Annotated in this window: 10 protein-coding genes and 1 pseudogene; 4 read left to right on the plus strand and 7 right to left on the minus strand. The window is 31.5% G+C overall.

Translation table 11 applies throughout. From position 1 onward, the window contains the following. From ACTHW2_RS05770 to dapA, 3 genes and pseudogenes are all read right to left on the minus strand, one after another. Positions 1-378, minus strand: a 378-nt coding sequence (locus ACTHW2_RS05770; protein WP_442263023.1) for a hypothetical protein, incomplete at its 3' end; no start/stop codon positions are given. Further along, positions 372-1,175 (minus strand): hypothetical protein, encoded by an 804-nt coding sequence (locus ACTHW2_RS05775; RefSeq protein ID WP_442263024.1) that lies wholly within the window; start codon positions 1,173-1,175, stop codon positions 372-374. The genes ACTHW2_RS05770 and ACTHW2_RS05775, both read right to left, overlap by 7 nt. Positions 1,176-1,366: 191 nt before the next feature. Continuing rightward, positions 1,367-2,128: pseudogene (dapA, locus tag ACTHW2_RS05780) on the minus strand (4-hydroxy-tetrahydrodipicolinate synthase); the annotation flags it as partial. A gap of 270 nt (positions 2,129-2,398) precedes the next feature. On the opposite strand from dapA, the gene ACTHW2_RS05785 reads away from it, so the two are divergent. Both ACTHW2_RS05785 and ACTHW2_RS05790 read left to right on the plus strand, forming a co-directional pair. Then, on the plus strand, positions 2,399-3,412 hold the full coding sequence (locus ACTHW2_RS05785; protein WP_442263025.1) for an aspartate-semialdehyde dehydrogenase: 1,014 nt from the start codon (positions 2,399-2,401) through the stop codon (positions 3,410-3,412). Positions 3,413-3,416: 4 nt separating this feature from the next. Continuing rightward, complete coding sequence (locus tag ACTHW2_RS05790) at positions 3,417-4,412, plus strand: aspartate kinase (RefSeq protein ID WP_442263026.1); 996 nt, start codon at positions 3,417-3,419, stop codon at positions 4,410-4,412. A 33-nt stretch (positions 4,413-4,445) separates the two neighbouring features. On the opposite strand, the gene ACTHW2_RS05795 is transcribed toward ACTHW2_RS05790, so the two are convergent. After that, a complete protein-coding gene (locus ACTHW2_RS05795) occupies positions 4,446-5,024 on the minus strand; it encodes a dipicolinate synthase subunit B (RefSeq protein ID WP_442263027.1) in 579 nt (192 codons plus the stop codon). 2 nt (positions 5,025-5,026) lie between these two features. Continuing rightward, a complete protein-coding gene (gene dpsA, locus ACTHW2_RS05800; protein ID WP_442263028.1) occupies positions 5,027-5,896 on the minus strand; it encodes a dipicolinate synthase subunit DpsA in 870 nt (289 codons plus the stop codon). A gap of 164 nt (positions 5,897-6,060) precedes the next feature. Here dpsA and ACTHW2_RS05805 point away from each other — a divergent pair, with 164 nt between their 5' ends. After that, positions 6,061-6,297: a FeoA family protein gene (locus ACTHW2_RS05805; protein WP_442263029.1), complete on the plus strand. Its 237-nt coding sequence runs from the start codon at positions 6,061-6,063 to the stop codon at positions 6,295-6,297. Between the two features lie 20 nt (positions 6,298-6,317). Continuing rightward, complete coding sequence (gene feoB / locus ACTHW2_RS05810; RefSeq protein ID WP_442263030.1) at positions 6,318-8,432, plus strand: ferrous iron transport protein B; 2,115 nt, start codon at positions 6,318-6,320, stop codon at positions 8,430-8,432. Positions 8,433-8,456: 24 nt separating this feature from the next. Here the strand turns inward: feoB and ACTHW2_RS05815 are convergent, their stop codons facing one another. Together ACTHW2_RS05815 and uvrA are read right to left on the minus strand one after the other, a co-directional pair. Then, entirely contained in the window at positions 8,457-9,410 is a 954-nt protein-coding gene (locus tag ACTHW2_RS05815) for an NAD(P)-dependent oxidoreductase (protein ID WP_442263031.1), read from the minus strand. Between the two features lie 123 nt (positions 9,411-9,533). Further along, positions 9,534-12,312, minus strand: a 2,779-nt coding sequence (gene uvrA, locus ACTHW2_RS05820; RefSeq protein WP_442263032.1) for an excinuclease ABC subunit UvrA, incomplete at its 5' end; no start/stop codon positions are given.

Consider the following 12,312-nt stretch of genomic DNA (forward strand, 5'->3'; position numbering starts at 1 on the left):
TGATACATGTTTTCCTGCTATATCTTTATCTCCTTTTAAAAAAAGATACTGGCTAATCCCTTCAAAAAAGCTATAAAACATAATTAGTTCGATAGATATTAAAACAATAGGCCAAATCTTCATTATCAACAAATTTTCAAATCTACCAGCTGAAAACAGATCTATAGCCCCTCCTAAAAATGAAAGTATAATTGCTATTTTAGAAAAGTCACTTGCTCTTTTAAAACCATCAAAACTATATCTCTTATATATATCGTTTATTCCACTAGAGACAATCATAAACCCTACAAATACTGGTAAAATACTTACAGGTCCAATATTTATACGAAAAGTAGCAAGAAATGTTCCCCAAAACAATGTTTTTAATGCTTCTACCATTTAAGTTCACCCCTAGCTCTTAAATACTTTATTATATCTAAAAGATTGAATTCAAAAGGTTGATACCAAATACTACCTATACTTTCATCATGAAAACCTCCGTCTTTATCTTGGAAGTATAGATTTAAAGATACTTTATATGTATTATATTTTTCTATAGGATCATGAATAAATTTCTCCCTATAATTCATAGAGTAACTATCCCCTTTTTTTAGCTGAGTACCTTTTATGGACTTATAATCTCTATCCCCTATAGTTATTTCTAGATTATCTTTTACATTATCTAACAATCTTGAATCCAACTTTTCAACTACAAGATCTTCTTTAATATTTACATTTGAGTACCCTGTATCATCTGAAGAACTACCACTTGCCCCATGCTCTATGAACCTATCCTCATAATAATTCGGTTTTTCATAATATATCATTCTTCCTAAGTCTGCATTTAAACTATCTCCATTATCAAATATTATATTGGCTTTACTAAGTTCTACCCCTTTGAAATCGGTATATGCTAAATCCAAATTAGGTCTAACTAAAAGGTTTTTTATAGTGTACCTCCCATATGTTCCCTCATCATATGTATCAATAAAGAAATTGGGATACTCTCCCTCTAAATTGCTGTCATTGATATATAAGTCCATATCTTGCCCTTCAAATTCAATATCTACAACTCTTCTATCATCATTTATATTTGTGATATATCTTACTGTAAATTCATTTAAATAAGAATTCACTTCTTCATCAGTATAAACAGCCTCTTCTATGTAGTTTTTAAAGAAAACTGGCTTTTCCAATTTTATGCCGCTTGCAATAGTTGTGCTAATTAATATAGATAGTATTATAATAACTAATCCTATCTTGAGTATTCTTTTATTAGTCTTGATTTATATCGCCTCCTTAAGTTTATTATAATATATATATTCATTTTTACAATAAAATAATCTTGAAAGATATGTCAATTCTTTCAAGACTATTTTTATATACTCTATTTAATAAGTTCTAGATCCTTTAATTCTTTTTCTATCTCTTTTAATATATCTGGTTTAGCTTTTGTTAGTGGGAGCCTTAATTCTCCTACATCTACTCCTATAATGTTTAATGCCGCTTTTACAGGAATTGGATTTGATACTATGAACAATGTATTAAATATTCCTAGTAATTTCAAATGTAACTCTGTAGCTTTACCATTCTCTCCCTTTACAAATGAATCTATCATATCCTTCATATCTCTGCCAACAATATGAGAAGATACACTTACTATCCCATATCCACCTACAGCAAGTGCTGGTAGGGTTAAGGAATCATCACCAGAATATACTAAAAAATCTTTATCTACTCTTTTTACCATCTCTGCAAATTGAACTATATTACCGCTAGCTTCTTTTAAAGCCACAATGTTCTTTATTTTTGATAAGCTTTCTACAGTTTCCGGTAATAAATTACAACCCGTCCTTCCAGGTACATTATATAGCATAATTGGTAAGTCCGTACTTTGTGCTACCTCTTTAAAATGTCTATATAGGGAGTCTTGATCTGGTTTATTATAATATGGTGTAACAACTAAAAGCCCATCTACTCCAGCTTCCTTAGCCCCCAAAACATTTTCTATAGTGAGGGTTGTTGAATTGGTACCCACTCCTGCAATTATAGGTATATTTACCTCCTTCTTTATTATTCTATAAAGGTTATTTCTCTCCTCTGCACTAAGTGTTGGTGCCTCGCCTGTAGTTCCCGTTATTACAAGTGCTGTAGTTCCCTCTTATATAAGTTTTCTTGCTAATTCTACAGCTTTCTTATAATCTACTTCTAGATTCTTATCAAAAGGTGTAACCATTGCAGTAATCAGCCTACCCCAATCTTTCATATAAATCCTCCTCTATAATTTACTCCGATTTTATATATTAACTTATGTTTCTTCTTAATTAATAGTTCATAATTAATTAATTTTTTCACCACTTTGTAATGTTTGAATATGATTTAAATATAATATTTATTTTTTTATAAGGAGGTAATTTGTATGCATAAGTACAATGTTGCAGTCGTCGGTGCGTCAGGAGCCGTTGGTGAGAGAATTATAAGCATCTTAGAAGAACGTAACTTTCCAATTAAAAATATTAAATTCTTAGGAAATAGTTCCAAGGGTCAAAAGATAATCTTTAAAGGTAAAAATTATTCTATAGAGTCTATATCAAAAGATTCGTTTAAAGATGTAGAAATTGCTTGGTTTTGTGTAGAGGCAGATATTAGTAAAATTATAGCCCCCCTTGCAATCTCCCAAGGAGCTATAGTAATTGATAATAGCAATGCTTTTAGGATGGACAAAGAAGTCCCTCTAGTTATTCCAGAAGTAAATCCATCCCACTTAGATTCTCATAAGGGAATTATTGCAAATCCCAATTGCTCTACTATACAAATGTTAATGGTTCTAAATCCAATACACGCATCTTATAAGATAAAAAGGGTAGTAGTTTCTACCTATCAATCAGTATCCGGTACAGGAAAATCTGCTATAGATGAATTAAATTTACAATCTAAACAATATAATGAGGGTAAGATTTTAGAGAATTCTATTTATCCTCATCAAATTCTTTTTAATGTCCTACCTCATATAGATGAATTTTTAAATACTGGATATACAAAAGAGGAAATGAAAATGGTTAATGAAACTAAAAAAATACTAGATGATAATATAGAAGTAACCGCAACTGCTGTAAGAGTTCCAGTAGTTACAAGTCATTCGGAAGCAGTAAATATAGAAACTATCTTGCCATTTGACATTAATTATTTAAGAGAAGTATTATCTCAATCACCTGGCATAAAAGTATTAGATAATCCTAATGAAAAAGAATATCCTATGCCTATAAATGCAAGTGGTAGGGACCATATATATGTAGGCCGTATAAGGAAAGATACTACAATTGAGAACGGTATTGATCTTTGGATAGTTGGAGATAATCTAAGAAAGGGTGCAGCCTTAAATGCAGTCCAGATTGGAGAAACTTTAATTTCCAGAAAACTTTTAGGGCGGTGATTATATGGCTATCCTTGTCCAAAAGTTTGGTGGAACATCTTTAAATGATGTAAATGCTCAAAGTCTTCTATTGTCACAAGTAAAAAAATCGAAAGAAGAAGGTCATGATTTGGTAGTTATAGTTTCTGCCATGGGTAGATCAGGAGATCCATATGCAACTGATACCTTGATTAACATGCTTGATACTAGAAATGGACCTCTAAGTCCTAAAACTAAAGATTTAATAATGTCTTGTGGTGAAGTTATATCTTCTTCTCTTATATCTCACCTAATAAATATCCATGGTATGGAGTCCGTTGCTTTAACAGGATTTCAAGCTGGAATTGTAACTGATGATGATTTTAATAATGCTGAAATATTAGATATTGATACTACCAAGATATTAAACCTTTTAGAAGAAGGGAAAATTGTTGTTGTTGCAGGGTTTCAAGGTGCAACGAAGGATATGGAAATAACTACTTTAGGTCGTGGTGGTAGTGATATTTCAGCAGTAACATTAGCTGGTTTTTTAGGTGCTAAAAGAGTTGATATATTTACTGATGTTCCTGGTATTGCTGTTATTGATCCTAAAATCATACCTGGTGCACCATATATAGAAAACATAAGCTATTCCACTATGTACAATTATGCTTCTCATGGAGCAAAGGTAATTCATCCTAAGGCAGTGTTAACTGGAGAAAAATATAATATACCTATTTATATTCGTACAGCATTTTTACACGATAATTATACTATTATTTCGAATGAACAGGAAGAAAACAAAAAAATAATAGGTATAGGGGTAAATATTGAAGATAATTTTGGATGTATTTCGGTATTTTTAGATTCTAATGATGCGAAATTAAAAGAAAAGATAAATGGATGTATCTCATTAAATACTGATTTAAAGTTAGGCTCTAAATGGTTTGATGATTATTTATTAATCCATGTAGATTCTAATAGAGTATTACAACTTACTAAAAAACTATATCAATGTTTTAATATTCATAAACTAGTTTAAAGGGACCTAATTTAAGTCCCTTTTTTTAAGCATTTATAACAATACTGGTTGTATTTGTTTATCCTTTAAAGCCATTTCTACTGTATCTCCAATTAATTCAAAATCACATACCAATGAATTAGATTTTTTAACCCAGTCATCTTGCCCAAACGGAACAAAAAATATATCTTTTTTATTTAATAGGGTAGCTAGATTTCTTAAAGTACTACCTAGGCCATCATTTGTAGCCATTGCAACAACTATAGGCTTAAGATTTCTCACGTGAGCCTTGCATGCCATAGTTACAGATGTGTCTGTTGTGCCATTTGCTATTTTAGCAATAGTATTTCCAGTACAAGGCATTACTACTATAATATCTAAAAATGCTGTTGGTCCAATAGGTTCAGCACCTTCTATAGTATTTACAATAGATTTACCTGTAAGATTCATAAATTTTTCATTCCAATCTTTTGAAAGTCCAAACTTTGTATCAGTTTTATATGCTGTAGCTGACATAATCGGATAAAGATCTGCTCCTTGTTTTACTAAGTCTTCCATTGCTTTATATGTTTTTTCGAATGAACAAAAACTTCCAGTAATAGCTACACCAATTTTGACTCCTTCTAACGACATAATTACAACCCCCATTCTTCAATAATATTATAAATTGTTTCTAACATAAAGTTTGCACTGCTTATAGGCGCAACCTTCCCCGGCAGTCCAAGGGCATGAATAACTTTTATATCCATCTCTTTTGCTGCATGCATATTTACTCCCCCTGGCATAGAAGCTAAATCAACAATCAAAGTTTGCTTATCTATTACCTTGAGTATTCCTTTATCTAAAATCATTTGAGGAATTGTATTAAAAATCAAATCCATATCTTTTAATTTTTCTTTGAGATCGTAAATATAAAGTGGATTATATCCATACATCCTTATCCAAGATATATCACTATGTTTTCTAGCTAGCACATATACATTACTTCCTAAACCCTTGAGCATATTAGACATTGCTTTTCCTATTCTTCCAAATCCTAATATCATAGCATTTGATCCATGAAGTGTTATAGGCATCTCTTCTAAGGCAATTTGAAGTCCTCCTTCCGCACTAGGTATAGCATTTAATACGGCCATCTCTTCTCTATCAAGAATATCAACTATTTGTATTTCATAGTGTTCTTTCATAGCTAGATAGTCTGAAGTTTTTCCCCCTATAAATAGTTGTTCTTTATTCATATTTCTAAATACTTCTTCTATTAATATCTCCCCTTTAGCATATGGTGCATTTATATGGATACCATCTTTAGAAACAGGTATTGGCGCTACTAGTATATCCACATCTTCTAAGGCTGAACTTATACTATCAAAATCTTTAATTTGCTTATCTACATCTAGTTCTTTAAAACCATACAAATTGACTTTATGTTCTTTTTCCAATAGTAATCTAGCTAATTCATAACTCCTTCTATCTCCGCCAATAATAGCAAAACTTCTATCTTTCATTTTATCCCTCCAATCTAATACTTAACTTATGAACACTAATACATGTTATGTATATTTGCTTTTTTTGTGATATTGAAACTAAAATTTTCAAACTATAAGAACACTTTTTTTGTATTTACATATCTTAATGTATGTGACATGAATTATGCAAAAGAGGTGGTATAGTGAAAGATATTATTTCATTAAATTTATTAGAAGTTCAAAAAAAATGTAAAGTAATAAAATTATTATCTAAAGGAGTCCTTAGAAGAAGATTATTAGATTTAGGTGTTATAGAAGGTACTGAAATAGAAGTTTTAGGACAAAGTCCTTCAGGAGATCCTACAGCTTATCTTATAAGAGGGGCTGTTATTGCCCTACGGACAGAGGTTTCTTCTACTATTTTAGTAGAAAAAGTTTAATTCGAGGTGATATTGTGGATTTGTTAGAAAATGAACTTAAAATAAAAAAAACATCTGAGGATAGGGTAGTAGCCCTGGCTGGAAATCCAAATGTAGGTAAAAGTACTGTTTTCAATAATCTTACAGGATTGAAACAACATACAGGAAATTGGCCAGGTAAAACAGTTACAAATGCATATGGAAGCTACACTTGTAATGATAAAAATTTTATATTAGTAGATTTGCCAGGAACATATTCCCTTATGGTAAATTCTATAGAAGAAGAAATAGCTAGGGATTTTGTATGTTTTGGAAGTGCCGATGCTACAATTGTTGTTGTAGATGCAACAAGTTTAGAAAGAAACTTAAATCTAGTTCTTCAAACCTTAGAAATTACTAAAAACGTAATTGTATGTGTTAATTTAATGGATGAGGCCTATAAGAAGAAAATTTCTATAGATTTAGATTTATTATCTAAGGAATTAGGAGTACCTGTGGTTGGTACATCTGCCCTTAAAGAAGAGGGCTTAGAAGAGTTGATTGAGGAAGTTTACAAGGTCAGCGAAGATATTATTGAGCCTTATCCTAGAAAGATAATCTATGAAGAAAAGATAGAAGAAGCTATCCAAATTGTCGAGTCTTCTCTATCTCCAATATTAAAAGATAGACTTGATTCTAGATGGGTTTCTATAAAACTTCTAGACGGTGAAAAAACTATTATCCAATCTATAAATAAGTTTTTAAATATAGATTTAGAAAAAAATATGTATCTTAGAGATTCTATTTTAAAAGCAAAAAACTTATTAAAAGAAAACAATATAGATCCTATCTTTTTTAGGGATAAAATAGTAACCCACTTAGTTTCTTTGGGAGAAAAAATAAGTAAGAAAGTAGTAACCTTTAATAATAAAGATTATAATAAGATGGATAGGAAAATAGACAAATATATCACTTCTAAGAAATATGGTATTCCTCTTATGTTAGTTCTTTTAAGCTTAATATTTTGGATTACAATAACAGGGGCAAATTACCCTTCACAACTGCTTGCTGATGGACTTTTCTTTATACAAGATAAATTGACAGATTTATTTATGTCACTTGGTAGCCCTATATGGCTTCATGATATATTAGTACTAGGAATATATAAAACTTTAGCATGGGTAGTTTCTGTAATGCTCCCACCCATGGCAATATTTTTTCCTCTATTTACATTTTTAGAAGATTTAGGATATTTGCCTAGAATTGCATTTAACTTAGACGGATACTTTAAAAAATCCTCTGCTTGTGGTAAACAAGCTCTTACAATGTGTATGGGATTTGGTTGTAATGCTGCTGGAGTAATAGGATGTAGAATAATAGATTCAGAAAGAGAAAGGTTGATTGCTGTAATAACTAATAATTTTGTACCTTGTAACGGAAGATTCCCTATATTGATTGCAGTCATTACAATGTTTTTTACGGGATTTCTTCCAGGAATCTTTGGTTCTGTATTTTCTGCTTTGATTTTAACATCTACAATTGTTTTAGGAGTTGTTATGACTCTTTTTGTGTCTAAAGTTTTATCTAAGACTGTCCTCAAGGGAATACCTTCTACTTTTACCTTGGAACTACCTCCCTATCGAAAGCCAAGAATTGGAAAGGTTATAGTTCATTCTATATTTGATAGGACTTTATTTGTTTTGGGAAGAGCTATGCTAGTAGCAGCACCAGCAGGACTTATTATATGGATTATGGCAAATATAAATATTGGTAATATTAGTATCCTATCCCATGCAGCCGCTTTTTTAAATCCTTTTGGAAAACTATTAGGTATGGACGGATATATTATTATGGCTTTTATACTTGGTTTCCCTGCAAACGAAATAGTTATCCCCCTTATAATTATGTCTTATATGGCTAGTGGATCTATGTTTGAATTTGACAGTCTTTTAGAGTTAAGAAATCTTTTATTAGATAATGGTTGGACCTGGGTTACTGCTGTATCTACTATGCTCTTTACCCTTTTCCATTTTCCATGTGCTACAACTTGTTTAACTATAAAAAAAGAAACTGAAAGCTTAAAATGGACCATCCTTTCATTCTTAGCCCCAACAATAGTTGGTATTGTAGTGTGTTTTATATTTGCAAATACAGTAAAACTCCTAGGTTTTATATAAAACCTAGGAGTTTTACTGTATTATTTACTTTATAACATTTTGTGGATTTCCTTCTACATATTTTTCTACATTTTTAAATACTATTTTAGCCCTTCTTACCATAGCCTGTTCACTAGCATAAGCAATATGAGGAGTTAATACTGTGTTTTTAGCACTTAAAAGTGGATAATCTAGCGGAAGTGGTGGTTCCATATCATATACATCTATACCAGCTCCAGATATTTTCTCTTCATTTAAAGCTTTAGCTAGTGCCTGGTTATCTATTATTGGACCCCTAGCTGCATTTATTAAAATCGAATCTTTTTTCATGGTGTTAATATGTTTTTCACTTACTATACCCTTTGTTCCATCGTTTAAAGGCAAGTGAACTGTAACGATATCACTTGTTTTAAACACTTCTTCCATACTTACATATTTTACTCCAAGTTTTTTTAGTTCTTCATTTTCACTTCTATTAAAAGCTATAACATCCATACCAAAAGCTAAAGCTACTTTTGCTACATCTCCTCCTATATCTCCTGTTCCAAGTACTCCTAAAGTTTCACCTTGAAGCTCTCTTTGTCTAAATCCTTTCATAGTTCCGCCTTCACGGGTAATCTTATCTAAAGGCACTACATTTCTTAAAACATCTATCATAAGAGCAAATGTGAGCTCTACTACTGCGGGTGTACTGTATCCTGCTGAATTAGATACTAAAACATCTCTTTTTTTAGCTGTATCTAAATCTACATGGTCTACACCAGTAAATGCAACAGATATCATTTTTAAATTTTTAGCTGCATTTATAACTTCACCCTCTAAAGGTGAGTTTGCTATAACTAAGATATGTGTATCTTTTACTCTTCTTTTTAATTCTTCTACATCTTCTGATTTTTCTTCAAATATCTCTAGTTCATGTCCCATATCCCTTAATGGCTTTGCTATTTTTTCCAGTTCTTCCTTTTCAACTGCAAGTGGTTCAAGTATTGTTATATTCAATAATTTCACCTTTCTTTTTAAGTATTTGTATTTATATAACATATCTACCCTTATTTCTTATTTATATTTATATAATTTTAATACAAAGTCCAAAGGCTTCAATTTTCAAAGACTATATCTTTCTTATTTCCCTTTCTCTAATGCTTTTTTAAGGAATTGACCTGTATATGAATCTTTATTGGCAGCTATTTCTTCGGGAGTTCCTACAGCTACAATGTTTCCGCCCTTGTCTCCACCTTCAGGTCCTAGGTCTATTATATAATCTGCTGTTTTTATTACATCTAGATTGTGTTCGATAACTATAACACTATTTCCACCTTTTACTAGCTTATTTAATACTTCTACTAATTTATGAATATCTGCTGAGTGAAGTCCCGTTGTTGGTTCATCTAGTATATATATTGTTTTTCCAGTTGATCTTTTAGAGAGTTCTGTAGCAAGCTTTACTCTTTGAGCTTCTCCTCCTGATAGTTCTGTTGATGGTTGACCTATCTTTATATATGAAAGTCCTACATCATATAAGGTTTGAATTTTTCTTTTTATCTTTGGTATATTTTCAAAAAAGCTTAATCCCTCTTCTACTGTCATGTCAAGTATATCAGCTATAGTCTTGCCTTTATATTTAACTTGAAGGGTTTCTCTATTATATCTTTTTCCCTTACAAACTTCACACGGAACATATACATCTGGTAAAAAGTGCATCTCGACTTTTAATATTCCATCACCCCTACAAGCTTCACATCTTCCGCCCTTGACATTAAAACTAAATCTACCTTTTTTGTATCCACGCATTTTAGATTCATTAGTCATTGCAAATATATCTCTGATATTGTCAAATACTCCTGTATATGTTGCAGGATTAGAACGTGGAGTTCTTCCTATAGGACTTTGATCTATAGCTATTACTTTATCTACGTTTTCAAGTCCTTTTATACCTTTGTGATTTCCAGGCCTTATTTTAGCATTATTAACCTTTTGAGCTAAAGATTTGTAAAGTATTTGATTTATAAGAGAACTCTTTCCAGAACCTGATACTCCTGTTACAACAGTGAAAAGTCCTAGAGGAATCTCTACATCTATACTTTTTAAATTATTTTCTTTTGCCCCTATTATCTCTATCCATTTTCCATTAGGCTTTTTCCTTTCTTGTGGTACTTCTATTTGGAGTTTATGAGAAAGATATTGCCCCGTTATAGAGTCTGGGTTGTTTTTTATATCTTCAATTGGCCCTTGAGCTACAATATATCCTCCATGTATACCTGCACCAGGTCCTATATCTACTATACAATCCGCCTGATACATTGTATCTTCATCATGTTCTACAACTATAAGTGTATTTCCAAGTTCTGTTAAGTTTTTAAGTGTCTTTAAAAGTTTAGCATTATCTCTTTGATGAAGACCTATACTTGGCTCATCTAAAACATATACAACCCCTACTAGACTTGATCCTATTTGAGTTGCTAGCCTTATTCTTTGGCTTTCCCCTCCTGATAGGGTTCCTGCCATCCTAGATAGAGTAAGGTATCCTAAACCTACATCTTCCAAGAACCAAAGTCTTTCATTTATCTCTTTTAAGATTTGTTCACCTATTATCTTTTCTTTTTCTGTAAGTTCTAATGTACTAAAAAACTCTATGGCTTTTGTGATAGAAAGATTAGTAGTTTCCATTATATTTAATCCATCTATCCTAACAGAAAGTGCTTCTTTTTTAAGTCTGTCTCCATCACATGTAGAGCATGGTCTTTCATCCATAAAAGAATCTATTTTGTTTCTACTATAGTCAGAAGAAGTAGATCTATATCTTCTTTCAAGATTTGGAATAATCCCTTCAAAGCTACCTTCAAATTTTTTCATTCCTTCATATCTACTATTAAATTTAAAAGATATCAGCCTCTTTGTACCATAAAGAAGTTCATCTAAAAATTTTTTAGGAGCTTCTTTTAAAGGAGCTTTCATAGAAAAGTTATTTTCTTTAGCTATATTTTTAAATATTTCATAATAGTAAGTCCCAGCAGCTGAAGTAGAAAAAGGAGCTATCCCCCCTTTATCTATACTTAGTTCCCTATTTGGGATTACAAGGTCCGGGTCTATCTTTTTATAAAATCCAAGTCCACTACAAGTAGGACACATTCCAAATGGACTATTAAATGAAAATAATCTTGGTTCCAATTCTTCCATAGATATATTACAATCTGGACAAGATAGTTTTTGACTAAACATTACTTGTTCGCCATCTATTATATCTGCAATTACAAGACCTTCACCTAGTTTTAATGCGGTCTCCAAAGAGTCAGTAAGTCTTCCTTCTACCCCTTCTTTTATGATTATTCTATCTACAACTACTTCTATACTATGCTTTTTATTTTTCTCTAACTTTATATCATCACTTATTTCAAAAGGTTCTCCATCTATTACTAGACGTATAAACCCTTCTTTTTTTATAGTTTCAAGAAGTTTTACGTGTTCACCTTTTTTACCTCTAACTACTGGAGCCAATATTTGAAGTCTAGTTCTATCTTCAAACTCCATAATTTTATCTACCATCTGGTCCACAGTTTGACTCTTTATTGGTTTGCCACAATTGTGACAATAAGGTGTTCCAATACGTGCATAAAGAAGTCTTAAATAGTCATATATTTCAGTTACGGTTCCAACGGTAGATCTTGGGTTTTTACTAGTTGTCTTTTGATCTATAGATATAGATGGAGATAAGCCTTCTATATATTCTACATCTGGTTTATCCATCTGACCTAGGAACTGTCTAGCATAACTTGATAAACTTTCGACATACCTCCTTTGCCCCTCAGCATAAATTGTATCAAAAGCTAAGGAAGATTTGCCTGAACCACTAAGACCAGTAAATACTATAAATTTATCTCTAGGAAGCTCCAAGTCTACATTT

This window comes from Tissierella sp. (assembly GCF_052089545.1).
Classification (GTDB): domain Bacteria; phylum Bacillota; class Clostridia; order Tissierellales; family Tissierellaceae; genus Tissierella_A.

What these genes read in the sequence shown, in the direction of transcription:
- ACTHW2_RS05785 (WP_442263025.1), top strand. Translation starts at nt 2,399, where the DNA reads ATGCATAAGTACAATGTTGCAGTCGTCGGTGCGTCAGGAGCCGTTGGT.
- dpsA (WP_442263028.1), bottom strand. Translation starts at nt 5,896, where the DNA reads ATGAAAGATAGAAGTTTTGCTATTATTGGCGGAGATAGAAGGAGTTAT.
- ACTHW2_RS05790 (WP_442263026.1), top strand. Translation starts at nt 3,417, where the DNA reads ATGGCTATCCTTGTCCAAAAGTTTGGTGGAACATCTTTAAATGATGTA.
- ACTHW2_RS05795 (WP_442263027.1), bottom strand. Translation starts at nt 5,024, where the DNA reads ATGTCGTTAGAAGGAGTCAAAATTGGTGTAGCTATTACTGGAAGTTTT.